Genomic DNA, 25,126 nt, shown 5'->3' with positions numbered 1-25,126 from the left:
CATAAGCCGCCGTTACCGAAATAACGGATATACACACCGTCAAAAACAGAGGCACACCCCATGCTCCAGTTGATCCTCGGCGGCGCCCGCTCCGGCAAAAGCCGCCTGGCTGAAAAACTCGCCACCGACAGCGGCCTAAGCGTCACCTACATAGCGACCAGCCAACCCCTGGACGGCGAAATGACCGCACGCGTCGCCCACCACCGCGAACGCCGCCCATCCGAATGGGGCCTGATCGAAGAGCCCGTCGAACTGGCCCGTGTCCTCAAGGAAAACGCCACCCCGAACCATTGCCTGCTGGTCGACTGCCTGACCTTATGGCTCACCAACCTGCTGATGCTCGAAGACCCCGACCGTCTCAACCACGAGCGCGAGGCCCTGCTACAAACCCTGGCCACCCTCCCGGGAGAAATCATTTTTGTCAGCAACGAGACCGGAATGGGTGTCGTCCCGCTGGGCGAATTGACTCGCCGCTATGTCGATGAAGCCGGTTGGCTGCATCAAGCCTTGGCCGAACGTTGTCAGCGCGTTGTCCTGACCGTCGCCGGCCTGCCCCTGACTTTGAAAGGTACTGCGTTATGACCGACACCTGGTGGCTCAACCCCTGCAAAACGATCGACACCCAAGCCCACGAACAAGCCCTGGCCCGCCAGCAGCAACTGACCAAGCCCGCCGGCTCCCTCGGCCGGCTGGAAGCCGTGGCCGTCCAACTGGCCGGCCTCCAGGGCCAGGTCAAACCCAGCGTCGACCACCTGTGGATCGCGATCTTCGCCGGCGACCACGGCGTCGTCGCCGAAGGTGTCTCCGCCTTCCCCCAGGAAGTCACCGGCCAGATGCTTCACAACTTCGTCACCGGTGGCGCCGCCATCAGCGTGCTTGCGCGCCAACTCGACGCCAAGCTGGAAGTGGTCGACCTCGGCACCATCACCCCGACGTTGAACCTGCCGGGCGTCCGCCACCTGAATATCGGTCTCGGTACCGCCAACTTCGTCAACGGCCCGGCAATGACCGAAGCCCAGGGCCAACTTGCCCTGCAAGCCGGCCGCGACAGCGTGCACCGCGCTATCACCAGCGGTGCGCAACTGTTTATCGGTGGCGAAATGGGCATCGGCAACACCACCGCCGCCAGTGCCCTGGCCTGCGCGCTGCTGGATTGCCAGGTCAGCGACCTGACCGGCCCCGGCACCGGCCTGAACGCCCAGGGTGTCAGCCATAAGGTCGCCGTCATCGAGCGCGCCCTTGCACTGCACACGGGCGACCGCGACGACGCACTGAAAACCCTGTTCAACCTCGGCGGCTTTGAGATTGCCGCACTGGTCGGTGCCTATCTGGCCTGTGCCCAAGAAGGTGTCGTGGTGCTGGTGGACGGTTTTATATGCACCGTCGCCGCCTTGGTCGCGACGCGCCTGAACCCCGGCTGTCGTGAATGGCTGCTGTTCGGCCACCGCGGTGCCGAGCCCGGCCATCGTCACGTGCTGCAAAGCCTCAACGCCGAGCCGTTGCTGGAACTCGGGCTGCGCCTGGGCGAAGGCAGTGGCGCCGCGCTCGCCGTGCCGTTGCTGCGCCTGGCCTGCGCGCTGCACGGGCAGATGGCGACCTTCGCCGAAGCAGCCGTAGCGGATCGCCCGGCATGACTTTGCGCCTGGACCTGCTGCGCCACGGCGAAACCGAACTGGGCGGCGGCTTGCGCGGCAGCCTGGACGATGCGCTCACGGCCAAGGGCTGGGAGCAGATGCGTGAGGCGGTGGTGGCGCAGGGCCCTTGGGAGCGTCTGGTCAGTTCGCCGCTGCAACGTTGTGCGCGGTTTGCCGAGGAGTTGGGCACGCGCCTGAACCTGCCGGTCACCCTCGAAAAGGATCTGCAGGAACTGCACTTCGGCGCCTGGGAAGGGCAGAGCGCTGCAGCCTTGATGGAAACCGACGCCGACGCGCTGGGCCTGTTCTGGGCTGATCCCTACAGTTTCACGCCGCCGCAGGGCGAGCCGGTTTCACAGTTTTCCGCGCGTGTTTTGGGGGCTGTCGGCCGCTTGTATCAAGCTTATGCCGGCCAGCGAGTGCTGCTGATCAGCCATGGTGGAGTCATGCGTTTGCTGCTGGCCCAGGCGCGAGGCCTGCCGCGTGAGCAACTGTTGAATGTCGAAGTCGGCCATGGTGGCCTGTTCAGCCTGCAGGTCGAGGCGGATGGCGTATTAAGGGAAGGACGCTGAGCATGTTGCCGTTCTGGATCGCCTTGCAGTTTCTCAGCAGCCTGCCGATTCGCTTGCCGGGCATGCCGCAGCCCCAGGAACTGGGGCGTTCGTTGCTGTTTTATCCGGTGGTGGGGCTGCTGTTCGGGCTACTGCTGTGGGGCTTGAACGCCGTGTTGATGGGCGCGCCATTGCTGCTGCACGCCGCGCTGCTGTTGACCGCATGGGTGCTGCTCAGTGGCGGCCTGCACCTGGACGGCCTGGCCGACAGCGCCGACGCCTGGCTCGGTGGCTTCGGTGACCGCGAGCGCACCCTGACCATCATGAAAGACCCGCGCAGCGGCCCGATCGCGGTGGTCACCCTGGGCCTGGTGTTGCTGCTCAAATTCACCGCGCTGGTGGCATTGATCGAGCAGCACAACGGCGCCGCGCTGATCCTCGCACCGTTGATTGGCCGCGCTTCAATGCTGGCGCTGTTTCTCACCACGCGCTATGTGCGCGCCGGTGGTCTGGGGCAGGCCCTGGCGGATCATTTGCCACGGATCGTCGGCCAACAGGTGCTGATCCTCAGCGGCCTGGCGTGTATCTTGATCGGCGGTTTCAGTGGCGGGATTGCCGTGCTGGTGGCTGCCCTTTGTTTTATCGGCTTGCGCCAATTGATGGTCAATCGCCTCGGCGGCACCACCGGCGACACCGCCGGCGCGCTGTTGGAGCTGCTGGAAGTGGCGGTGTTGATCAGTCTGGTGCTGTAACACTTTCTTGCATTTCATTAATCCCGGGTATATACACGCTCCATGCTTGCCTCCCAATGTTTATGCACAAACCTGCGTCGCGCCGCTCGTGGCGTCAGCAGGCATTACGACGGCGCTCTCGACGGCTTCGGGATCAACGTTGCCCAGTATTCTTTACTGTGTAATCTGCAGCGCCTCGATCAACCGAGCATTTCCAGCCTGGCCGACGCCATGGGCCTGGATCGCAGCACGCTGGGGCGCAACCTGCGGGTGCTGGAAGGCGAGGGCCTGGTGCAGTTGGTGGAGGGCGATGACTTGCGCAACCGCCTGGTCTTGCTGACCGAGGCGGGTATCGAACGGCTCGCCGCCGCATTGCCGGCCTGGGAAGCGGCGCAGCAGAAATTGATTGATAAGTTGGGCGCCGAAAAGCGCGAAACCCTGTTGGCCTTGCTGGATGAACTCGCTTGACGCGAGTTTGTTCGATGATAAGCGGGTATATACCCGCGAACGGAGAATAAGAAATGACCTCGATGTGGCGCACCAGCGGCTGGATTCTTGTGGGGAGTGCGCTGATCCTCGCGTTGTCCCTCGGCGTGCGACATGGCTTCGGCCTGTTCCTGGCGCCCATGAGTGCCGAATTCGGCTGGGGTCGTGAAACCTTTGCCTTTGCCATCGCCCTGCAAAACCTGATCTGGGGCCTGGCACAGCCATTTACCGGCGCCCTGGCCGACCGCTTCGGCGCCGCCAAGGTGGTGATGATCGGTGGTGTGCTTTACGCGCTGGGCCTGGTGTTCATGGGCCTTTCGGATTCGGCGTGGTCGCTGTCCCTGAGTGCCGGGTTGCTGATCGGCATTGGCCTGTCGGGCACCTCGTTCTCGGTGATCCTCGGCGTCGTGGGGCGTGCCGTGGCGCCGGAAAAACGCAGCATGGCCATGGGTATCGCCAGCGCCGCCGGCTCGTTCGGCCAGTTCGCCATGTTGCCGGGCACCCTCGGTTTGATCGGCTGGCTTGGCTGGTCCGCCGCGTTGCTGGTGCTGGGCCTGATGGTGGCGCTGATCGTGCCGTTGGTGACCATGCTCAAGGACCGACCGTTGCCTGCGGTGGCTGGCCAGCAGACCTTGCGCGAAGCCTTGGGTGAGGCCTGCTCCCATTCAGGGTTCTGGCTGCTGGCGTTCGGCTTTTTTGTCTGCGGTTTCCAGGTGGTGTTTATCGGCGTGCACTTGCCGTCGTACCTGGTGGACCAGCACTTGCCGGCCTCGGTGGGGACGACCGTGCTGGCATTGATCGGCCTGTTCAATATCTTTGGCACCTATACCGCCGGATGGCTCGGCGGGCGCATGTCCAAACCCCGTTTGTTGACCGGTTTGTACCTGCTGCGGGCGGTGGTGATTGTGATCTTCCTGTGGGCGCCGGTGACGCAGACCAGCGCCTACCTGTTCGGCATGGCGATGGGCTTCCTGTGGCTGTCCACGGTGCCACTGACCAACGGCACGGTCGCGACCTTGTTTGGTGTCAGAAACCTTTCCATGCTCGGTGGGATCGTGTTCCTGTTCCATCAACTGGGCTCGTTCCTCGGCGGCTGGTTGGGCGGGGTGGTCTATGATCGAACCGGCAGCTACGATTTGATCTGGCAGGTGGCAATCGTCCTGAGCCTGGTGGCAGCGGCGCTGAACTGGCCGGTGCGCGAGCGCCCGGTGGCACGTTTGCAGGCGCAAATGGGGGTGGCATGAATTCGGCCTGGCATTGGCTCGGCGCAGCAGGAGCAGGACTCTTGCTGCTGCTGGCGTGGTGGGGCTGGCAACAGGGCGGCCTGGCATTGATGCAGTTGGGCATGGCGATCTGTTAAGTTCTGTGTCTGAGACTTTTCAAGGACACCTCACATGCAGATGCGCTGGTTCGCAGTACCCGCTCTGATGGTGGCTTTTGGCGGTGTCGCCATGGCTGCCGATTGCCCGCCGTTGCTTGAAGGCCAGTTGCCCAAGCTGCGCGCCAAGGAATCCATCGACCTGTGCCAGCGCTTTGCCGGCAAGCCGCTGCTGATCGTCAACACCGCCAGCTTCTGCGGGTTTGCGCCGCAGTTCAAAGGGCTTGAAGCGTTGTACCAGCGCTACAAGGGCCAGGGGCTGGAAGTGATTGGCGTGCCGTCCGATGACTTCAAGCAGGAAGCCAAGACCGGGGAGGAAACTGCCAAGGTTTGTTACGTTAATTACGGCGTGACCTTCACCATGACCGAACCACAGAAGGTCAAGGGCCCGGACGCGGTGCATCTGTTCAAGATCCTGGCGCAGCAGAGCAGTGCGCCGAAGTGGAATTTCTACAAGTACGTGGTGGACCGCCAGGGCAAGGTGATCGCCAACTTCTCCAGCCTGACCAAGCCGGATAGCCCGGACCTGGTCAAGGCGGTGGAAGACGCGTTGGCCTCCAAACCCTGATCACCGCCCACTAAAAAGCCCCGCCTCTTTTGCAAGAGTGCGGGGCTTTTTTGTGCCGCTTTACATCAGAACTTGTACGTCACGCCCAGGCCGAAACCGTTGGCGCTGTTTTCGTACTTGGCATTGTAGGACTGGCCCAGTGCGTTAGCGCGTGCAACTTTGACAGGTTCTTCCTTGAGGTAGGAGTAAGCCAGGTCGACGGTCATGTTCGGCATGACGTCGTAGCCCAGGCCGAGACTGAAGATCGTCCGGTCACCGGTAGGGATGCGAGGCGAGCGATCAGTGTTGTTGGTCGGCGACTGGTCGAACGTCAGGCCGGTACGCAGTACCACCTGCTTGGTCACGCGGTACGAAGTACCCAGGGCGTAGGCCCAGGTGTCGTGCCAGTTCTGGTCTTCCTTGATGGTGCCGACAATTTGCGGAGCCAGAGCGCCACTGCCTGCGGCGGCCGATACGCCTTCGTTATTGACGGTGATGTCTTTCAGGCGGCTCCAGCGAGTCCATGTTGCGCCCGCATAGAGTTTCCAGGCGTCGCTCAGGTCTTGAGTAACAGACAGATCCCAGGATTCAGGGGTGTCGATCTTCAACGAAGCGTCGTAACGACCGTTGTTCAAGAGACTGGCGGGAACGTTGGCCCCCTTGGTCACTTCGGTATGGCCTTCGAGCTTGTACTTCACTTTCGAGTGATAGGTCAGACCCACTCGAGTGGTGTCAGTGGCTTGTACCAGCAGGCCGGCATTGAAGCCGAGTGCGGTGTCATCACCCTTGATCTTGACGTTGTTGGAGCCGGTCCCGGCGATTGGCAGGTTGATATCGGACTCAAGCGTACCGGCGATACGGTTGATAGTCGGACCAAAACCAATCGACACCCGGTCGTTGAAGGCATAGCTGACGGTTGGCTGGAAGGTAATGACCTTCACTTCGCTCTTACTGCCGAATGCTTTGCCCTGGAAGCCGCTTTCGTAGTCAGTCACCAGGCCAAAGGGTGCATAGACGCCGAAACCGACAGCCCATTGCTCATTGAGTTTATTGGTGTAGAAACCGAAAGGAACGGCAGTGAAAGGGACCATGTCGCCTTTATTGCTACCGCTGGAGCGACCACTGACATCTTTGATGTTGGTGGAAGCATCAATCGCTGCAACACCACCTGTAACTTGCTGGCCTTCAAGGCGAGCCATACCGGCAGGGTTGCCATAAACAGTGCTTGCGTTTTCGGCAGATGAAGAACGTCCCGCAAAACCGGTACCCATCCCGGCAACGTCTTGTTCGTTGAGGGCGAAGCCGCTCGCGAACACGTGGGAGGATGCCATTGCAACGGCGAGGCTAAGTGTCGTCTTGAGCATTACTTTTTTCATTATTAGAACTCCGTGGTGATCACCGCTGCGGAAAGTAACAATAAATTTATGTTTGCGCTATAGGCTCAAACACAGGAGATAGAGCGGTTTTGTAGGACAATCCGACCAAAATCAACGTTTTTAGCCGAATCTTGCAAATCGCCCGGTCAACAGGCGACGTGATTCATGGGTGAAACACAGGTTTGCCAGGCCTGGGTGAAATCCCGGAGCCGGCCTTGAGGGTGAAATATTTCTTTCCAGATACGCGCCATCGCCAATACGTCGTCGGCCGGTGGCAGGTGTGGGCGGTGTTGTTCCACCAGCAGCCAGGCGATGGCGGTGGCGTAACGCAGGTTGACCGTCAGCTCAAGCTGCGGCCCGCTGAGGAAGGCATGCTGGCTGGCGAGTCCGCGTACCAGGCTGGCGCGCTCGGGGTCCAGCGCCAGGTAGTTATCCCACAGCGCGCGATGACGCGGCTCGGTGATGCTGTAGAGGCCGTGGCCGCGGCGGTCGTGCAGGGCTGAACCGAGTGCCGACTGGCTGGCGGCGATGCCCAGCAGCAGGGATTCAGCCGTCTGGTTATGGCGACCCAGGTAAAGCAGGGTGGGCCGGATCACATAACGACACAATTCGCTGGCGGCGATGCCCATAAATGCCTCAATCCATGAAATTAATCGGCGATACCTGAGCGAGGGCTTGGCAGCGGTGAATCGGATCTCAGGTCCGCCGGAAGCGGATCATGCCGCTTGAGTTGAAGTGTAGTGTCATATTTACGATGTAAAGGACTGTTTTTAAAATATTTTCATCATTTAGTTATATCGTTTATATCAATTTAAACTTAGCGCGCCTGAATTTCAGGCAATAAAAAACCCCGGGTTTTAACCGGGGTTTTTGTGTTTCAGCGATTCGGGTCGATCAGGCAACCAGTGCCTGGCGAGTACGATCGATCACGGCCTGCAGCGGTTCTGCGCTGGAGTATTGATCGGGGTACAGGCGTTCGCTGTGACGAGCGATGCCGTGTTCGTTGACCAGGGTAAAGCTGAAGCAGCCTTTGCGAGCGGCCATGATCAGGCAGTTCATTGGTGCAAAAGCGTTGGTGAGGGTGCGAATGGCATCCTGAGTGTGGATTTGAGTGGACATATTATTGGTGTTCCTACAAATGACACGGTTAAGAACCGTGCAACGTTAAAACGTTCCAGTGACGTTGATCACCATTGATCGAACGAAGAACCCGACTGGAACAAAGCAGCCAGTTTGAAGCGCTATTAAGTTGGCGCGCTTGGGCTGGCAGGTAGGTACTTAGGAGGGCAGGCAACACAACAGGGGCAAAGGTTCTGGGCCCGGGGTGAAGATCCTGATCAATTTGCAGGTTGGTTCGGACAGAGTATGGAAACTTCGCGACACCCTTTGCATTGTTCAAAGGCCGTGTCGTCGCAAGTGATACCTGGAAACCATCGAGGTGGTCGATCCCTTTTTGTCGGCGGTGCCGTGAGGGAGTTGTTCGACCAGAATTGACTTTCAGCTTGGTACTAACGCCGCGGATAGTAACGGATTGAAACGATGAAAGGAAGTGTGATAGGCAAAAAACTTTTCGGGTCCTGGGCCTGCGGTAACATTCCTTAGCCGCTGCCTGAGCAAAAAACGCGGTTGATATAACCGGCGAGTGGGTAGTTGTGCACATTGGTGGCGCCCTGTGTAACTGAACTGACATACGCCCCGCAAAGCGCCCGGGTGCCTGCAACTAAAATTTAAGTCAATGAAAAATCGAGCTTTTTTTTATTGGTGAAAAAATCGTCAGTTTGACTGCGGCCCCCGTTCCATGGGCCTTTGCGGGACTTACAGAACGGTTGTCCACTGAGTTATCCACAGCTTCTGTGGATTGTCCCAAGCGCTTGCTCTAGAACGGGCGTGCAGGCTTTTTTCAGCTTTACCTGTACGAAAAAAAGAGTAGAGTGGCGCGCCTTCCGTTCTGTCCCACAGTGCTTTATGAAGTTTCGCTCAGTATCACCTTCTGTTACCGACAGCCCTCAGGTTGTTACCGCACCCAAGCGTTTTTCCCTGAAAGTTGCCTTGTGGTTGCTCGACAGCCCGCGCCTGGGCCACAGCCCCAACGTCAAACATTTTGCAGGGCATTTGCTCAAGCAACCGGCTCGTGCTGGCGTGGTGGTGGCGCAAAGCCGTCTGGGCCAGTTGATGTGCCGCGAGTGCGGCAATGCCCGCGACCGCCGTATCGGCCACGAACTGCTGCGCCAGGCCGCCCGCGCCGGCGACCGCATCGCCCAGCGTGAACTGGGCCAGATCGAAGACTGAGCTGTCCTCAATGCGCTGGCTTGGTTAACCTTCTTCTTTTCGGGTGACGGCAGGAATCGCTATGGCTTTTGACTGGACCAGTGTTGTGCTGGGTCTCGCCGCTGCTGGATTGCCGCTGTTGGGCCTGTGCTGGCAGATTCAGCGCCGACTGAGCGCGCGAATGGCCGGCTGGGAATTGCTCGAAGAGCGCCTGGCCACCGCGCAACTGGCCCAGGAAGGGCTCGCCGCGCAGTTGGACGCCAGCCGTGACGAAATCAGCGACCTGAGCCAGGCCAACGCTGCCAAACAGGCTGATCTGGCCGCCGTGCGCCGGGAAGTCGAACTGCTGCAGATCGACCGTGACAACGCCCGCGACGCCGCCCACGCCTGGAACCTCGACCGTTCCGCCAAAGAAGCCGAACTGCGCCGCCTGGATGCCTTGTCCGCGTCCCTGCGCGCCGAACTTCGCGAGCAACAGGAAAGCCATCAGCAACGCCTCAGTGACCTGCAAGGTTCCCGTGATGAGCTGCGCGCGCAGTTCGCTGAACTCGCCGGGAAGATCTTCGACGAGCGCGAGCAACGCTTCGCCGAAACCAGCCAGCAGCGCCTCGGCCAATTGCTCGACCCGCTCAAGGAGCGCATCCAGTCGTTCGAAAAGCGCGTCGAAGAAAGCTACCAGAGCGAAGCCCGCGAGCGGTTCTCCCTGGCCAAGGAGCTGGAGCGCCTGCAACAGCTGAACCTGCGCCTGTCCGATGAAGCCACCAACCTGACACGCGCCCTCAAGGGCCAGAAAACCCAGGGCAACTGGGGCGAGCTGATCCTGGAGCGGGTGCTGGAACATGCCGGTCTGGAAAAGGGCCGCGAGTACCAGACCCAGGTCAACCTCAAGGGCCCGGACGGCGAACGCTTCCAGCCCGACGTGTTGATCATGCTGCCGGGGGACAAGCAGGTAGTGGTGGACTCCAAGGTCAGCCTGACCGCCTATCAACAGTACGTCGCGGAGGACGACCAGGCGATCGGCCAGGCAGCCCTCAAGCAGCACGTACTGTCCTTGCGCAACCACGTCAAAGGCCTGGCCGGCAAGGACTACAAACGTCTGGAAGGCCTGCACAGCCTGGATTTCGTGCTGCTGTTCGTGCCCATTGAAGCCGCATTTTCGGCGGCGCTTCAAGCCGAGCCGAACCTGTTCCAGGAAGCCTTCGACCGCAACATCGTGATTGTCAGCCCGACCACGTTGTTGGCCACCTTGCGGGTGATCGACAGCCTGTGGAAACAGGAACGGCAAAGCCAGAACGCCCGGGAAATTGCCGAGCGCGCCGGTTGGCTGTACGACAAGTTCGTGCTGTTTATCCAGGACCTGGACGAGGTAGGCAACCGCCTGCAGCAGCTGGATAAAGCCTACAGTGCGGCGCGCAACAAGCTGACCGACGGACGCGGAAACCTGGTGAGCCGTACCGAGCAACTGAAGCTGCTCGGCGCCCGCGCCAGCAAAAGCCTGCCGGCCGACTTGCTGGAACGGGCGATGACCGATGAAGACGGCGTGGCGCAGTTGCCAGAATAGTCACCGGTCTCTGTGGGAGCTGGCTTGCCTGCGATGCAGACACCTCGTTCCTCCAGATACACCGAGGCGATGCCATCGCAGGCAAGCCAGCTCCCACATGGGCTAAAGCGGCAGGTGCCGGCTCAACAAGGCCCGCAACGCCGCCGGCTTCACCGGCTTGGCCAGGTAATCCAACCCTGCCGCATGCACCTGGGCCACCATCTCCGGCCGCCCGTCGGCACTGATCACCACACCCGGAATCGGCTCTGCCAGTTGTGCCCGCAGCCAGCCCATCAACTCGGTGCCGGTCTCGCCGTGGTCGAGGTGGTAATCCACCAGGGCCAGTTGCGGCCGCACACCCTCGGCCAGCAACGCGGCACATTGCGCCTGGTCGCGGGCGGTCCAGACTTCACAGCCCCAGCGCGTGAGCAAACTGCGCATGCCGATCAGGATGCTTTCTTCGTTATCCACACACAGCACCTGCGCACCGCTCAACGGCTGGCCGCTTTCCTGCGCCGGCTTGGCAGGCGCGCTGACCTGAGTGCGCGCCAACGGCACACGCACGCTGAACACGCTGCCTTTGCCCGGCCATGAACGCACGCTCAGGCGGTGCCCGAGCACGCGGCACAGGCCATCGGCAATCGCCAGGCCCAGTCCCAGGCCTTTCTCGGCACGGGTCTGGTGACTGTCCAGGCGTTTGAATTCCTCGAAGATGACTTTTTGCTTGTCCTGGGGAATCCCGGGACCACGGTCCCACACTTCCAGGCACAACTCGCCGCGACGGCGCCGCACACCCAATAGCACCGGCCCGTCGGCGTACCGGAATGCGTTGGTGAGGAAATTCTGCAACACCCGCCGCAGCAACTTGATGTCGCTGTCCACCCGCAAACGACTGCCCCGCAGGCGGAAGCGCAAACCCTGCTCCTGAGCCAGCGCCTTGAACTCGGCGCCCAGCGTATCGAACAGTTCATTGAGCACGAAGGGCTGGCGCTGCGGATTGATCTTGCCGTTTTCCAGGCGGGAAATATCCAGCAGGTCGCTGATCAGGTCTTCCGCCGAACGCAACGAGCTGTCCAGATGCTGCACCAACTGCCGGGCATCTGGCGACATGCCGTCGTTCTGATGGGAGAGGGCAGCAGAGAACAATCTTGCGGCGTTCAACGGTTGCATCAAGTCGTGACTGACCGCTGCGAGGAACCGGGTTTTCGACTGGCTGGCGGTCTCGGCCACGCCCTTGGCATCGGTCAGCGCGACGTTGAGTTGCGACAGTTCGTGGGTTCGCTCGGTCACCCGCTGTTCCAGGCCTTCATTGGCCTCGGTCAACGCCTGCTCGGCTTCGCGGAACGCGGTGATGTCGGTGAAGCTCATCACAAACCCGCCACCCGGCATCGGGTTGCCGATCAGTTCGATCACCCGGCCATTGGGAAACAGCCGCTCGGAGGTATGCGCACGGCCCTGGCGCATCCAGTGCAGGCGGCGCGCCACGTGCACTTCGGCCTCGCCCGGGCCGCACAGCCCGCGCTCGGCGTTGTAGCGAATGATGTCGGCTATCGGCCGGCCCACACTGATCAGGCCTTCGGGGTAATTGAACAGCTCCAGGTACCGCCGGTTCCACGCCACCAGCCGTAGGGACTGGTCGACCACGCTGATGCCCTGGGTGATGTTTTCGATGGCGCCTTGCAGCAGTGCCCGGTTGAACTGCAGTACTTCCGACGCTTCGTCGGCGATGCGAACTACGTCCTCCAACTGCATTTCCCGGCCTTCAATGGCGGCTTTCACCACCGCCCGGGTCGACGACGCACCGAGCACGCCGGCCAACAGGCGTTCGGTGTGGGCAATCCAGTCATTGTCGGCGTTCTGGTTGGGGTTAAACCCTTTGCCTTGGCGATAGGCGAAGCGCACAAAACTCTGGTGAGCCCGTTCTTCACCGACAAACCGCGCTGCCAGACTGAGCAAGTCGTTGATCTGCACCGAAAGCATCGAGCGAGCGCTGGCCCGCTGGCTGATTTCCTGGCCGATAAAACGCCCGGCCTGCCAATGTTCCGACACGCGCGTGCGGGACAGCATCGAGACCCACACGAACAACGTGAAGTTACCCGCCAGGGAAAATACGGTGCCCAGCGTCAGAGAAGTTACAGACAAGCCCAGCGGGTGCGAATGCAGCCACGTCATGCCCGGGAAAAGGCTGAACGACCAGCCCAGACTTTTCGCGGTGACCGGCAGGACCAAGGTGTAGAACCACAGGAACGTACCCGCCGCCAATCCGGCAAACACGCCGCGCCGGTTGGCCTGTTTCCAGTACAGCGCACCCAGCATCGCCGGTGCCAGCTGGGTCACGGCGGCGAACGCAATCTGGCCAATGGTTGCAAGGCTGGCGGAGGACCCCAGCAGCCGGTAACTGACGTAAGCCAGCAGCAGGATGATGACAATGCTCACCCGGCGTACCGACAGCATCCAGTGACGGAACACTTCGAACGGCCGCTCGGCACTGGAACGGCGCAGCAGCCAGGGCAGCAGCATGTCGTTGGAGACCATGGTCGACAGGGCGATGCTCGCGACGATCACCATGCCCGTAGCCGCCGAGGCGCCGCCGATAAACGCCAGCACGGCGAGCGCCGGATGGGCTTCGGCCAACGGCAGGCTGATCACGTAGGAATCCGGCAATACCGAGCCCGGCAGCAGCATCTTCCCGCCGAGGGCAATCGGGATCACAAACAGGGCGGCCAGGATCAAATAGGCCGGGAATACCCACTTGGCCAGGCGCAGGTCCTGGGGGTCGATATTTTCCACCACGGTGACATGGAATTGCCGGGGCAGGCAGATGATCGCCATCATCGCGACGCCGGTCTGCACCACCATCGAGGGCCAGTTGACGGTCTCTTTCCAGTATTCCTCCAGCCGTGGCGCGAGCATCGCCTGGCTGAACAAATCGTCGAAACCGTCGTACAGGCCGTAGGTCACAAACGCACCGACGGCGAGAAACGCGAACAGCTTGACCAACGATTCAAAGGCAATCGCCAGCACCATGCCGCGGTGGTGTTCCGTGGCGTCCAGGTTGCGGGTACCGAACACAATGGTGAACAACGCCAATACCAGCGACACGATCAGCGCCGTGTCCTGGGAGCGGGTGCCCGTGGTGTCGGCGCTGGCGCCGATCAGCAGGTTCACCCCCAGCACGATGCCTTTGAGTTGCAAGGCTATATAAGGCAGGACGCCCACCAGACAGATCAGCGCCACCACTACCGCCAGGGATTGGGATTTGCCGTAACGGGCGGCGATAAAGTCGGCGATGGAGGTGATGTTTTCCTGCTTGCTGATCAGCACCATCTTCTGCAGGACCCACGGCGCGAGCACCAACAGCAGCACCGGTCCCAGGTAGATCGGTAAAAACGCCCACAACTGTTCGGCCGCCTGGCCTACGGCACCAAAGAATGTCCAGCTGGTGCAATACACCGCCAGCGACAGGCTATACACCCAGGCACGCATCCGCGGCGGCAGCGGCGCATGGCGACGGTCACCGTAAAAGGCGATGGCAAACATAATGGCCATATAGGCCAGGGCAACGGCGGCGATCAGCCCGCTGGACAGCGTCATGAGAACTCCAGACATAAGAACGCCCGGGCATTCCCGGCCCGGGCGAACAGTCTCGCATGATGCTTGGCGTTAGTCAGTGTCGACCAAGGTCGGAGCGTGGTGTGATGTCGCAGCGTTGGTTCAGGCGCCGAAACCACCGTCGATGGTCAGGCTGGCGCCGGTGATGTAGCCGGCCTCAGGGCCTGCCAGATAGGCGACGAAACTGGCGATCTCTTCTACATGGCCATAACGGCCCACGGCCATGAAGCCGATCAGGCTTTCGGCGAAATCACCGCTTGCCGGGTTCATGTCGGTGTCCACCGGGCCTGGCTGCACGTTATTGATGGTGATGCCCCGTGGGCCCAGGTCGCGGGCCAGGCCTTTGGTCAGGCCGACCAGCGCCGATTTGCTCATGGCGTACGGGCCGCCACCGGCAAACGGCATGCGATCGGCATTGGTGCTGCCGATGTTGATGATGCGGCCACCTTCGCCCATGTGCCGCGCGGCTTCCTGGGTGGCGACAAATACGCTGCGTACGTTGATGGCGAGGGTGCGGTCGAAGTCTTCCAGCTTGAAATCTTCCAGCGGGCCGACGGCCAGCACGCCTGCGTTGTTGACCAGGATATCCAGGCGCCCGAACGCTTCGACGGTGGCGTTGACGGCGCTGCGGATGGCGTCTGCGTCGGCGCTGTCGGCATGAATCGCCAGGGCTTTGCCGCCTTGGCTGATCACGCTGTTCTGCAACTCTTCAGCCTTGGCAGCCGAACTGACGTAGGTAAAGGCGACGGCAGCGCCCTGTGCGGCCAGGCGCTTGACGATGGCGGCGCCGATACCGCGGGAACCGCCCTGGATCAAGGCGACTTTGCCGCTGAGGTTTTGTATGGTCATGTCGTTCTCCAAAAGGTGTGTTGAGGTTGGAGTCGAGTATCGACCTCGTGTGGCGTCCTCGGTAGACCGTGATTGCTATAGTCTGTGTAAACCAAAAGTTTAGAGTGGGGCGATATGGAAAGCTTTGGCAGTATCGAATGCTTCGTGCGCAGCGCCGAAGGCGGCAGTTTTGCCGAAGCTGCCCGGCACCTGAGCCTGACCCCGGCGGCCGTGGGCAAAAGTGTGGCCAAGCTGGAGGCGCGCCTGGGTGTAAGGCTGTTCCAGCGCAGTACCCGGCGCCTGACGCTGACTGAGGCCGGCAAGCTCTTCCTCGAAGAAGTCAGCGGCAGCCTCACCACCATTCAAAACGCCGTGGCTAACCTGGCCAGTGCCGAAGGGCGGCCAGTGGGCACGCTGAAAGTGAGCATGGGCACGGTGTTCGGCAACCGTTATGTGGTGCCGTTGCTGGGGGAGTTTCTAAAGCGCTTTCCTGATATCAACCCCGACTGGCATTTTGATAACCGCCAGGTGGACCTGATCGGCCAGGGCTTCGATGCCGCGATCGGCGGTGGTTTTGAGCTGCCCCAGGGCGTGGTCGCGCGCAAGCTGGCGCCGGCGCACCGGATCCTGCTGGCCTCACCGGAATACCTCGCCAAACGCAAGCCGGTGGTCGCGCCCGAGGACTTGTCTGTGTGCAACGGCATCCTGATCCGCTCACCGCAAACCGGGCGCGTGCGTTCGTGGCAACTCACCCACCGCACGCGCGAACAACGCCCGCTGGTGCTCAAGCCGCGCATGACCATGAGCGACTCGGGCGCTGCCTGCTGCGCCAGTGCCCAGGGCCTGGGGATTGCGCTGGTCAGCATGCCGATGGCGGTGCCGTATCTGGACAGCGGCCAACTGGTGCGAGTGCTGCCCGACTGGTATGTCGACGACGGCAACATCTCGCTGTACTACGCCGAACACAAGCTGCTGCCCGGCAAGACCCGGGCGTTTGTGGATTTCATCCTGGAGCAGTTTGTCGAACGCGAGTTGGGGCGGCGGTTCAGCGCCATTTGATCCTTGTGGGGATCAAAGTGTGGGAGCGGGCTTGCTCGCGAAGGCGGTGTGACAGTCACCACATGCATCGACTGATCCACCGCTTTCGCGAGCAAGCCCGCTCCCACATTTTGGATCTTCAATGTCCGAACTTTCCGGGCCAGCCGATCACTTTCTTCGGCCTCGGCGTCGCATACGTGCGGATCTTCGAGGTCGACAGTCCCAACCGCACCAGGCCTTCGGCAATGGTGACAGCCGAGGTCACACCGTCCACCACCGGCACACCCGTGCGGTAGCGAATCTGCTCATCCAGCCCGGCCATGCCGCCGCAGCCCAGGCAGATCACTTCGGCCTTGTCTTCGCTGATCGCCAATTCAGCCTGGCGCACGATGGCCTCCATGGCCCGCAGCGGGTCTTCCTCCAGTTCCAATACCGCCATGCCGCTGGCCCGTACCGACGCGCACCGCTGATATAAGCCGGCCAGTTTCAGCCGGTCCTCGATCAGCGGCACGGTGCGGTCCAGAGTCGTCACCACGGAGTAGGCATGTCCGAGGAACATCGCGGTGCTGGCGGCCGCTTCGGTGATGTCCACCACCGGCACGTTGAGCAACTCCTGCAAGCCTTCGCGGCCATGTTCGCCGTAACCCGCCTGAATCACCGCATCGAACGGCTGGTCGTAGGCCATCACCCGGTCCATCACCGCGATGGCCGCCAGGTAGCTTTCGAAATTGCCTTCCACCGATTCGGCACCGAAAAACGGAGTCAGGCCGACGATCTCGGTGCCGGGGGACGCCACCGCCCGTGCCTGTTTGGCGATGGCCTCGGTGATGGACTCGGTGGTGTTGACGTTGACCACAAGGATGCGCATGGAATGTCCTTACTTAATGACTGACGTTATCGACTGCAATGCTTTCGCCGCTCACATCGGCGTAGTACGGCTGGCGCTTGGCGAACAGCAGGTACAGCAGCCCTGCAATACCGGCGCCAATCAGCCAGGAGAAGGGCGAGACGAGGGCGAAACCGGGCAGCAGGGCCAGGAGAATGGCGATCACCGCGGCAGGAATGAAGGCCGCCACGGCGCGCAAATTGATCCCGCGGCTGTAGTAATAAGCGCCATTCGGGTCTTCGCTATACAACTGCGGCACGTCCACCTGGCTTTTACGGATCAACCAGTAGTCGACCATGATCACCCCGTACAACGGCCCCAGCAGAGCGCCCAGCCCCGAGAGGAAATACACGATCACCAGCGGGCTGTTGTAGAGGTTCCACGGCAGGATCAGCACCGCCACGGTGGCGCTGATCAGCCCGGCGCGGCGGAAGTTCAGGTACTTGGGCGCCAGGTTGCTCAGCACAAAGGCCGGCGCGACGAAGTTGGCCATGATATTCACCGCCACGGTCACAATCAGGAACGCCAGGCAGCCCAGCACCAGGAAGAATGTGTTGGGTATCGCCGCAATGATTTCCGTGGGGCTCTCGATCACCCGGCCATTGAGGTGGAACTGCCCGCCGCACAGCAGCACGGTGATGGCCGCGAACACCAGGATATTCACCGGCAGGCCCCAGAAGTTGCCGACCTTGATGGTCTTGCGGCACGGCGAGGAGCGGGCGAAGTCGCAGAAATTCAGGATCAGCGTGCCGTAGATCGCCAGCCACAGCGCGCCGCCGGCAAAGATATTGCGCCACATCTCACCACCGGTCAGCGGCTCGCGGATCGACCAGGCGATCTGGCCGCCGGCCTGGAAATACATCCAGCCGGCCAGGGACGCTACTGTCAGCAGAATCACCGGCCCGGCGAAGGCTTCATAGCGGCGCACCATCTCCATCCCATAGGCGAGGATGGCGAGCTGCACAAACCAGATCGCCACAAAACACGCCCAGCCCAGGGTGGACAGGCCGAGGATCGAGTTGTGGTCGTAGTCGGCAAAACCTGGGTGAACCGCCGTCAACAGCACGCGGAAAACCACCGAGGCCAGGTAGGTCTGTATCCCGAACCAGGCAATCGCGATCACCGCACGAATCAGTGCCGGGATCTGCGCACCATGGATGCCAAAACTGATACGGCTGATCACTGGAAACGGTACGCCGGTCTTCTGCCCCATATAGCCCGACAGGTTCATGAAGAAGTACACCAGCGCCGCGCCGATCCCCAGGGACAGCAGAATCTGCCAGCCACCCAGGCCCAGCGCATACAGGCCGATGGCGAAGGAGTAGTTGGCGATGTTGTGCACATCGTTGGTCCACAAGGCAAAGATGCTGTAGCGGCCCCAGCGCCGGCCTTCGGCCTTGGTAGGCGCCAGGTCCTTGTTGTGCAGGCGCGGGCTGAGGACCAACGGGCCGGGGCTCGTGGCCTCGGGGTTCAGGGTGGAGGAGGGCAGATCCAGTGCGATGTTATTGGAGAGACTTGTACGCATTCCGGCAGGCTCCTGGACATCAGCAGGAGAGCGGCTGATGTCAAAGTGTATGTATCTTTTTTATTAATTGTATACAAAGTGTGTTTTGCCTTAAGCCACATGCGTGCCAGATTTTCGCCGGGTGAAATACACGGCGATTTGGTTTTTAGCGTGATTGGAAATAACCGGCTGAATTTAAAGCGATATAAATTGACCGTTTGAACAGCTATTTATTTTGTAGCGCAGAGAGGGGCGGGGATTTTAGAAGAGGTGTGACGAGGGAGGATGTAACTTTTCGGTGCAGGATCTTATAAGTGCACACAAAAATGGCACCGATGGTGACATTTCTGTGTACAGGATTCTGGCTCAGGCGTTACGCCTTGCTGATGATGTTCCCGGCGTGCAACCCGCATTCTTTTTGGGTTGCTTCTTCCCACCACCAACGGCCTTCGCGTTCGTGCTGGTTCGGCAGTACCGGACGGGTGCACGGCTCACAGCCGATGCTGATAAAACCGCGCTCGTGCAGGCTGTTGTACGGCAACTCCAGCATGCGGATGTAACCCCATACTTCCTCACTGGTCATCTGCGCCAGCGGGTTGAACTTGTACAGGGTGCGTTCCGGGGTGGAAAAAGCCGTATCGATTTCCAACGCGGCCACCTGGCTGCGGGTGCCGGGGCTCTGGTCGCGGCGCTGGCCGGTGGCCCAGGCGCTCACACCGGACAGCTTGCGGCGCAGCGGTTCGATCTTGCGCACGCCACAGCACTCGCCATGGCCGTCCTTGTAGAAACTGAACAGGCCCTTTTCCTTGACGAAGGGTTCCAGCTTGCTCTGGTCCGGCGAGATCAGTTCGATGTCGATCTTGTAGAACTCACGCACCTGCTCGATAAACCGGTAGGTCTCCGGGTGCAGGCGACCGGTGTCGAGGCTGAACACCTTGACGTTCTTGTTCAGCTTCCAGGCCATGTCTACCAGCACCACGTCCTCGGCACCGCTGAAAGAGATCCACAGGTCGTCGCCAAACTGGCTGAAGGCCAGCTTGAGAATGTCCTGGGCGGATTTGTTGGCGTAAGTCGCGGCGAGTTCAGCGACGTCGAAGGCTTGGTTCATCAGGACGGTTCCTACAGGTCAGTGGCGCTGAGCGCTCTATAGGGGGGCGATGGTAACAAAATCCCGCCTGCGTTGCGGCGGCCAGCGTGAATCGCTAGAGTTCGGCAGTCCTTTTGCTCGCTCAACTCAATAACTTTAAATGGGAGTGTCTTGTGGAAATTGCCTGTCTCGACCTGGAAGGGGTGCTGGTTCCGGAAATCTGGATCGCCTTCGCCGAAAAAACCGGTATTGAATCCTTGCGGGCCACCACCCGGGACATCCCCGACTACGACGTGCTGATGAAACAGCGCCTGCGCATTCTTGATGAGCATGGGCTGAAGCTCTCGGACATCCAGGAAGTGATCGCCACCCTCAAGCCGCTGGACGGCGCCATCGAGTTCGTCAATTGGCTGCGCGAGCGCTTCCAGGTGGTGATCCTGTCTGACACCTTCTATGAGTTCTCCCAGCCGCTGATGCGCCAACTGGGTTTTCCGACCTTGCTGTGCCACCGGTTGATCACCGACGAAAATGACCGGGTGGTGAGCTACCAGCTGCGTCAGAAAGATCCCAAGCGTCAGTCGGTGCTGGCCTTCAAAACCCTGTACTACCGCGTGATTGCCGCTGGTGATTCCTACAACGACACCACCATGCTGGGTGAGGCCGACCGTGGGATTCTGTTCCACGCGCCGGAGAACGTGATTCGCGAGTTCCCGCAGTTCCCGGCGGTGCATACGTTTGAGGACTTGAAGAAAGAGTTCATCAAGGCGTCGAATCGGCAGTTGAGCCTGTAAGTTATTGGGTGTGGCTGACGCCTCATCGCAGGCAAGCCAGCTCCCACATGTTGACCGCGCTCCCATGTGGGAGCCGGGCTTTCCCGCGATGGGGCCGGTCCAGCCACTGCACTGCCTAGACCCCTGCCAGCAAACTCTCATAAGGAATGCGCAAGCCTTTATGCAGGCGTTTGATCATCGACAAGCTCAGCTTGCGCTTATGATTCAACACTTCGGAAACCCGCCCGCTCGGACCTATGAAAGGCTCTAGGTCACGGGCGGTCAGGCCTAGTTGCTCCATTCGAAATTTAATCGCTTCGACGGGATCCGAAGGCGGCATTGGGAAATGCTCCGCTTCGTACTTTTCGATAAGTATCGCGAGAATTTCCAGCTCGTCACCCTCGGGCGAGCCGATTTCCGCTTCCCATAGCTGTTCGACGCGCGCGAGCGCAGCGGTCAGGTCTTCCTGGGAATGAATGGGTTTGATGTTCATCACACGGTCTCCGCATTGATCTGATCGTATTGCGCGTGGGTCCCCACGAAGCGAATGAACGCAAGCTGTCGCTGATAATTGATCGCCATGATCACTCGATACTTGTTGCCGCCTATGTTGAACACAACCCTGCCCCCTTTGAGAATGCTCGCTGTCCTTAGCTCTGCCTTGAGGGCCTGAGGGGTTGGGTAAACAGCTTTTTCCATATGGCGATACAGCTCGACCAGCGGCGTTTTGGCATCCATGCAACCAGGGTGGTTTTCCCAGAATATTCGTAGGGCAGACAGAGCGATTATCCGCATCGCTGCAACCTCCCAATTTGGGAGATGATAGGTGCGGTTGAGGGCAGATGCAATCTCGGAAATCTTTCCTGACAAGTAGGCAGTCGTTTCATGTGATCCTTCACAGACGGCTGGTGGACGGTTGAAACCGGACGCTATCCTCCGGCTTCGACCCCGTCTACTTCGGTACTGATTCAGGTCTTTTCCGCTGCCTGGCTCCGCGTCGCAGAGCCAGGGAGGGCTGCGTGCTACAGGCTTTCCAAGGTTTGTAACAACACCCGCACCTTGGTCATCGACTCCTGATACTCCGCCTGCCACTCCGAGTCCGCGACAATCCCGCCGCCGCCCCAGCAGCACACCTGACCATCCTTGACCAACAGGCTGCGAATGGCGATGGAGCTGTCCATCTCGCCGCGCACGTCCAGATACACCAGCGAACCGCAATACAACCCGCGCCGGGTCGGCTCCAGCTCGTCGATGATCTGCATCGCGCGAATCTTCGGTGCGCCGGTGATGGAGCCGCCGGGGAAGCTGCCGGCGATCAGGTCGAGGGCGTCTTTATCGTCGGCCAATTCGCCGGTCACGCTGCTCACCAGATGATGCACATTTGGATAGCTTTCCAGGCTGAACAACTCCGGGACCCTCACCGAGCCGGTGCGGCAGGTGCGGCCCAGGTCGTTGCGCAGCAGGTCGACGATCATCAGGTTTTCGGCACGATCCTTGGGGCTGGCCAGCAATTCAGCGGCGTTGGCTGCATCTTCCTCAGGCGTCGCACCCCTTGGCCGGGTGCCCTTGATCGGGCGGGTTTCCACCTGGCGCTGGCTGATTTTGACGAAGCGCTCCGGCGATAAACTCAATACCGCGCCATCATCCGGCAAGCTTTGGAACCCGGAAAACGGTGTTGGGCAGGCTTCGCGCAAGGCGCAGTAGGCCACCCACGGATCGCCACTGCACGGAGCACGGAAACGTTGGGCAAAGTTGACCTGGTAGCAGTCACCGGCCTGGATGTAGTCCTGGATACGGGCGAGGGCGTGCTGGTAGGTGTCGGCGGTCACGTCCGGGGCCATTGGGCCTTGCAGCTTGAAGGTGGCCGATGCGCTGATGGTCGGCTGACCGAACAAGGTAATCAGGCGTTGCCGTTCGCTTTCCGCCAGTTTGGGGTGGAACACCAGTTGGCTGGTCTGCGCCTGGTGATCGCTGATCAAGGCCCAGGCGTACAGGCCAAAGCGTGCATCCGGCAGGTGCAGGTCGTCCACCGCCACGTGCGGCAGGTGCTCAAGATGACGACCGAAGTCGTAGCTCAGGTAGCCGATGAGGCCGCCGGCAAACGGCAGTTCGTAGGGCGCGGGGATCGTGGCTTCACCCAGCAACGTCAGGTTTTCCCGCAGGCGCTGCAGGAAATCACTGCCGCTTTCGTCGGGCAGTACCGCCAGGGTCGTCTCGGGCCAGGCGCTCAGCAGGTCATAACGGCCGCGCTCGGCCGCCGGTCGGCCACTGTCCAGCAGCACCGCGCCGGGCGCATGGCGGATTGCTGCAAAGTATTCGGCAGGGTTGGCCCGGTAGGGCAGCGGGTGTACGGAGCAGGTCACTGGGTTTATCCCTCGACCGCCGGAATATGCCCAAACATTTCCTGCACAAACTTAACCCGTTCCTCCGGTGTTTCCGTTACGCCCGCCGCCTTCAGCTCTTCCAGTCGAGCCTCCACGGCATGGGTGCGCAAGGTCAGGCCGCAGTCGTTGGCAATCTGGATGTTCAGCCCCGGGCGAGCGTTAAGTTCAAGGATCAACGGACCCTTTTCCTGGTCCAGCACCATGTCCACGCCGATATAGCCCAGGCCGCACAGTTCGTAGCAGCCGGCGGCGAGCTTCATGAAACCGTCCCAGTTGGGCAGTTGCACGCCGTCCACCGCATTGGTGGTGTCGGGGTGCTTGGTGATGATGTTGTTCAGCCAGGTGCCGCGCAGGGTCAGGCCGGTGGCGAGGTCGACACCCACGCCAATCGCGCCCTGGTGCAGGTTGGCCTTGCCGCCGGACTGGCGGGTGGGCAAGCGCAGCATGGCCATCACCGGGTAACCCATCAGCACAATGATGCGGATGTCCGGTACGCCTTCGTAGCTGATGCTTTTGAAGATCTGGTCAGGCACCACCCGGTATTCGATCAGCGCGCGGTCACGGTGGCCGCCGAGGGAATACAGGCCGGTGAGGATGCTGGAAATCTGATGCTCGATTTCTTCATGGCTGATGATCTTGCCGGAGACGGTCCGGTAGCGCCCTTCAAAACGGTCGGCGATCACCAGGATACCGTCACCACCGGCGCCCTGGGCCGGCTTGATCACGAAGTCGCTGCGCCCGCCGATGATCTCGTCGAGCTTGTCGATTTCCTTCTCGGTGGAAATGACCCCGTACATTTCCGGCACGTGGATGCCGGCGGCCATGGCCCGTTCCTTGGTGATGATCTTGTCATCGACGATCGGATACAGGCTGCGCTTGTTGTACTTGAGCACGTAGTCGGCATTTCGCCGGTTGATGCCCATGATCCCCCGCGCTTCCAGGGCCTTCCAGGTCTTCCAGAAGCCGAACATTACGAGTCAGCCTTGAGGAAGGCCTTGAAACGCACCAGTTCGGTCAGGCGGTAGCCGCGATAACGACCCATGGCCAGCATGAAGCCCACCAGGATCAACAGGATCGCCGGGAAGGTGAACACGAAGTAGATCAGTTCCGGCACGCTCATGATGATGTGCGCCAGGGAAGCGGCGAACAGCGTGCCGATCGCGACTTTCATCGCATGGCCGCCACCGCGTTCTTCCCAGGTGATCGACAGGCGTTCGATGGTCATGGTCAGGATCACCATCGGGAACAGTGCCACCGACAGCCCGCGTTCCAGGCCGAGCTTGTGGCTGAACAGACTGATGGCGGCGATCAGCACCACCACGAAGGTCAGCACCACCGAGAGCCTCGGCAGCATCTGCAGCTTCAAGTGTTCCAGGTAAGACCGAAGCGACAGCCCCAGCGCCGTAATAATGGTGAACAGCACAATCCCGAAGCCCAGCTGTGTCTCTCGGAACGCCAGGGCAATCAGCACCGGGGTAAACGTGCCAAGGGTCTGCAGGCCGATCAGGTTGCGCAGGATCAGGATCACCAGCACGCCAATCGGGATCATCACCATGATCATGAAGGTCTGCTGGGTTTGCAGCGGCAGGCCGTACAGCGAGTATTCGAGGAAGTTGGCGTCGGTGTTTTCGTCCGTCAGCTTGGCCAGGCGAATCGCGTTCATTTCGCTGTTGTTGAGGCTGAAGGTCACCATGGCCTTCTTGCCGCCGTCGACAGTGATCAGGTTTTCATCACCGGTCCACCACAGCAGGCGGTCGGCTGGCAGCCCTTGTTCGCCGGTGTCGGGGTTGAAGTACAGCCAGTCGTTGCCATTGAAACTGCGCAGCCAGAGTTCCGGGGTTTGCGGCTGGTCGGCCACCAGGCGGATGGTGTGAACCTTTTCCACCGGCACATGGGCGATGGACAGCAGCAACTCGACGATCTTGGCCTTGTGCGGCGTCGACGGGTCGCCCGCCAGCAGCAGCTTCACGTTGTCGTCGTTGAGGTTGTTGGTGCGCTTGATGGCTTCGCTGATAAAGGTCTCGACGTCGGCCGAGTGCTGGCGGATCGGCGCCAGCAGGGCTTCGGCGGCGATTTTTTCCGGGCCTTCGACGGCGATGCTGTCGCGGAAGGTCGGGCCCTTGACCTTGACCTTTTCACCGCTGTAACGCTTGGTCAGCACCAGGCGGTAGTAGAGGGTCTGGTTGCCCTTGGCCCGGCGTGCCGACCAGGTGACCTTGCGGTTGCCGTCGAGGCGATTGACGCTGACGCCGTAGTTATTCGAGATAAAGCTTTCATTCAGGCTGACGAAGTCGCGGCTCAGGGGCGGCACGAACATCTGGATTTTCACCGGGTCCTTGGCGCTGGCGACGAACTCGACCTTGGCGTCGATGTTCCACAGGTCGTCGGTGGCGTCCTCGGTGACGGGAATCCCCAGCACGAAAATCTGATAGGCGGTGACCGAAATGCCCAAGACCACCAAAACGGCGATCAGGATTTTCAGGTGCAGATTAAGAGAGCGCATTCA

24 protein-coding genes are annotated in these 25,126 nt (G+C 60.8%); 11 read left to right on the top strand and 13 right to left on the bottom strand.

Annotated elements, in window-relative coordinates; genetic code table 11:
• The first annotated feature begins 60 nt into the window (after window positions 1-60).
• The 7 genes from cobU to HX786_RS15700 all read left to right on the top strand — a co-directional run bounded on the left by cobU (window position 61) and on the right by HX786_RS15700 (window position 5,348).
• Window positions 61-582, top strand: coding sequence for a bifunctional adenosylcobinamide kinase/adenosylcobinamide-phosphate guanylyltransferase (gene cobU / locus HX786_RS15730; RefSeq protein WP_102605108.1), 522 nt, complete (start codon window positions 61-63; stop codon window positions 580-582).
• Window positions 579-1,634, top strand: a complete 1,056-nt coding sequence (gene cobT / locus HX786_RS15725; protein ID WP_178912312.1) for a nicotinate-nucleotide--dimethylbenzimidazole phosphoribosyltransferase — start codon at window positions 579-581, stop codon at window positions 1,632-1,634. The genes cobU and cobT overlap by 4 nt, the downstream gene beginning before the upstream one ends.
• Window positions 1,631-2,206, top strand: coding sequence for an alpha-ribazole phosphatase family protein (cobC, locus tag HX786_RS15720; protein ID WP_102368349.1), 576 nt, complete (start codon window positions 1,631-1,633; stop codon window positions 2,204-2,206). Before cobT ends, cobC begins: the two co-directional genes overlap by 4 nt.
• A 2-nt stretch (window positions 2,207-2,208) precedes the next feature.
• Window positions 2,209-2,937 carry an adenosylcobinamide-GDP ribazoletransferase gene (locus HX786_RS15715; RefSeq protein ID WP_003214923.1) on the top strand — a complete coding sequence of 243 codons (729 nt, stop codon included), beginning with the start codon at window positions 2,209-2,211 and terminating at the stop codon, window positions 2,935-2,937.
• A gap of 42 nt (window positions 2,938-2,979) precedes the next feature.
• Window positions 2,980-3,384, top strand: coding sequence for a MarR family winged helix-turn-helix transcriptional regulator (locus tag HX786_RS15710; RefSeq protein WP_003214925.1), 405 nt, complete (start codon window positions 2,980-2,982; stop codon window positions 3,382-3,384).
• Between the two features lie 62 nt (window positions 3,385-3,446).
• Window positions 3,447-4,646: an MFS transporter gene (locus tag HX786_RS15705; protein ID WP_161635735.1), complete on the top strand. Its 1,200-nt coding sequence runs from the start codon at window positions 3,447-3,449 to the stop codon at window positions 4,644-4,646.
• A 150-nt stretch (window positions 4,647-4,796) separates the two neighbouring features.
• The gene (locus HX786_RS15700; RefSeq protein ID WP_008432697.1) at window positions 4,797-5,348 is read left to right on the top strand and encodes a glutathione peroxidase; all 552 of its coding nucleotides are present in this window, start codon (window positions 4,797-4,799) and stop codon (window positions 5,346-5,348) included.
• Between the two features lie 65 nt (window positions 5,349-5,413).
• Here the strand turns inward: HX786_RS15700 and HX786_RS15695 are convergent, their stop codons facing one another.
• From HX786_RS15695 to HX786_RS15685, 3 genes are all read right to left on the bottom strand, one after another.
• Window positions 5,414-6,703, bottom strand: a complete 1,290-nt coding sequence (locus HX786_RS15695) for an OmpP1/FadL family transporter (protein ID WP_177008960.1) — start codon at window positions 6,701-6,703, stop codon at window positions 5,414-5,416.
• 146 nt (window positions 6,704-6,849) lie between these two features.
• Window positions 6,850-7,332 carry a hypothetical protein gene (locus HX786_RS15690; RefSeq protein WP_177036358.1) on the bottom strand — a complete coding sequence of 161 codons (483 nt, stop codon included), beginning with the start codon at window positions 7,330-7,332 and terminating at the stop codon, window positions 6,850-6,852.
• Between the two features lie 265 nt (window positions 7,333-7,597).
• Window positions 7,598-7,822, bottom strand: coding sequence for a hypothetical protein (locus HX786_RS15685; protein WP_003214941.1), 225 nt, complete (start codon window positions 7,820-7,822; stop codon window positions 7,598-7,600).
• An 846-nt stretch (window positions 7,823-8,668) separates the two neighbouring features.
• Here HX786_RS15685 and HX786_RS15680 point away from each other — a divergent pair.
• Both HX786_RS15680 and rmuC read left to right on the top strand, forming a co-directional pair.
• Window positions 8,669-8,992, top strand: a complete 324-nt coding sequence (locus HX786_RS15680; RefSeq protein WP_023659092.1) for a sel1 repeat family protein — start codon at window positions 8,669-8,671, stop codon at window positions 8,990-8,992.
• Window positions 8,993-9,167: 175 nt separating this feature from the next.
• Complete coding sequence (rmuC, locus tag HX786_RS15675) at window positions 9,168-10,532, top strand: DNA recombination protein RmuC (RefSeq protein ID WP_173883039.1); 1,365 nt, start codon at window positions 9,168-9,170, stop codon at window positions 10,530-10,532.
• Window positions 10,533-10,634: 102 nt separating this feature from the next.
• On the opposite strand, the gene HX786_RS15670 is transcribed toward rmuC, so the two are convergent.
• Together HX786_RS15670 and HX786_RS15665 are read right to left on the bottom strand one after the other, a co-directional pair.
• Window positions 10,635-14,105, bottom strand: a complete 3,471-nt coding sequence (locus HX786_RS15670; protein ID WP_003214948.1) for a PAS domain-containing hybrid sensor histidine kinase/response regulator — start codon at window positions 14,103-14,105, stop codon at window positions 10,635-10,637.
• Between the two features lie 120 nt (window positions 14,106-14,225).
• Complete coding sequence (locus HX786_RS15665) at window positions 14,226-14,972, bottom strand: 3-oxoacyl-ACP reductase family protein (RefSeq protein ID WP_178912311.1); 747 nt, start codon at window positions 14,970-14,972, stop codon at window positions 14,226-14,228.
• A 114-nt stretch (window positions 14,973-15,086) separates the two neighbouring features.
• Here HX786_RS15665 and HX786_RS15660 point away from each other — a divergent pair, with 114 nt between their 5' ends.
• The gene (locus tag HX786_RS15660; protein WP_102605104.1) at window positions 15,087-16,010 is read left to right on the top strand and encodes a LysR family transcriptional regulator; all 924 of its coding nucleotides are present in this window, start codon (window positions 15,087-15,089) and stop codon (window positions 16,008-16,010) included.
• Between the two features lie 118 nt (window positions 16,011-16,128).
• Here HX786_RS15660 and HX786_RS15655 read toward each other — a convergent pair whose 3' ends face one another.
• From HX786_RS15655 to HX786_RS15645, 3 genes are all read right to left on the bottom strand, one after another.
• On the bottom strand, window positions 16,129-16,857 hold the full coding sequence (locus HX786_RS15655) for an aspartate/glutamate racemase family protein (protein ID WP_003214954.1): 729 nt from the start codon (window positions 16,855-16,857) through the stop codon (window positions 16,129-16,131).
• 13 nt (window positions 16,858-16,870) lie between these two features.
• Window positions 16,871-18,400 carry an NCS1 family nucleobase:cation symporter-1 gene (locus HX786_RS15650; RefSeq protein ID WP_008432689.1) on the bottom strand — a complete coding sequence of 510 codons (1,530 nt, stop codon included), beginning with the start codon at window positions 18,398-18,400 and terminating at the stop codon, window positions 16,871-16,873.
• Between the two features lie 352 nt (window positions 18,401-18,752).
• Complete coding sequence (locus HX786_RS15645) at window positions 18,753-19,487, bottom strand: phosphoadenylyl-sulfate reductase (RefSeq protein ID WP_003214958.1); 735 nt, start codon at window positions 19,485-19,487, stop codon at window positions 18,753-18,755.
• 152 nt (window positions 19,488-19,639) lie between these two features.
• Between HX786_RS15645 and thrH the strand changes: the two genes are divergently transcribed.
• Window positions 19,640-20,257 carry a bifunctional phosphoserine phosphatase/homoserine phosphotransferase ThrH gene (gene thrH / locus HX786_RS15640; RefSeq protein WP_010176441.1) on the top strand — a complete coding sequence of 206 codons (618 nt, stop codon included), beginning with the start codon at window positions 19,640-19,642 and terminating at the stop codon, window positions 20,255-20,257.
• A gap of 115 nt (window positions 20,258-20,372) precedes the next feature.
• Here the strand turns inward: thrH and HX786_RS15635 are convergent, their stop codons facing one another.
• From HX786_RS15635 to HX786_RS15615, 5 genes are all read right to left on the bottom strand, one after another.
• The gene (locus HX786_RS15635; protein ID WP_177080139.1) at window positions 20,373-20,729 is read right to left on the bottom strand and encodes a type II toxin-antitoxin system HigA family antitoxin; all 357 of its coding nucleotides are present in this window, start codon (window positions 20,727-20,729) and stop codon (window positions 20,373-20,375) included.
• Entirely contained in the window at window positions 20,729-21,031 is a 303-nt protein-coding gene (locus HX786_RS15630) for a type II toxin-antitoxin system HigB family toxin (protein ID WP_003214964.1), read from the bottom strand. The genes HX786_RS15635 and HX786_RS15630 overlap by 1 nt, the downstream gene beginning before the upstream one ends.
• A gap of 227 nt (window positions 21,032-21,258) precedes the next feature.
• Window positions 21,259-22,599, bottom strand: coding sequence for an aminodeoxychorismate synthase component I (gene pabB / locus HX786_RS15625; protein WP_178912310.1), 1,341 nt, complete (start codon window positions 22,597-22,599; stop codon window positions 21,259-21,261).
• A gap of 5 nt (window positions 22,600-22,604) precedes the next feature.
• Complete coding sequence (locus HX786_RS15620; protein WP_003214969.1) at window positions 22,605-23,591, bottom strand: alpha-L-glutamate ligase-like protein; 987 nt, start codon at window positions 23,589-23,591, stop codon at window positions 22,605-22,607.
• Window positions 23,591-25,123 carry an inactive transglutaminase family protein gene (locus HX786_RS15615; protein ID WP_003214971.1) on the bottom strand — a complete coding sequence of 511 codons (1,533 nt, stop codon included), beginning with the start codon at window positions 25,121-25,123 and terminating at the stop codon, window positions 23,591-23,593. Before HX786_RS15615 ends, HX786_RS15620 begins: the two co-directional genes overlap by 1 nt.
• Window positions 25,124-25,126 lie beyond the last annotated feature (3 nt).

The organism is Pseudomonas sp. 21615526 (assembly GCF_013386245.1).
Lineage (GTDB): Bacteria > Pseudomonadota > Gammaproteobacteria > Pseudomonadales > Pseudomonadaceae > Aquipseudomonas.
The sequence above is the reverse complement of the archived record's forward strand: the minus strand, read 5'-3'. Positions and strand labels throughout refer to the sequence as shown.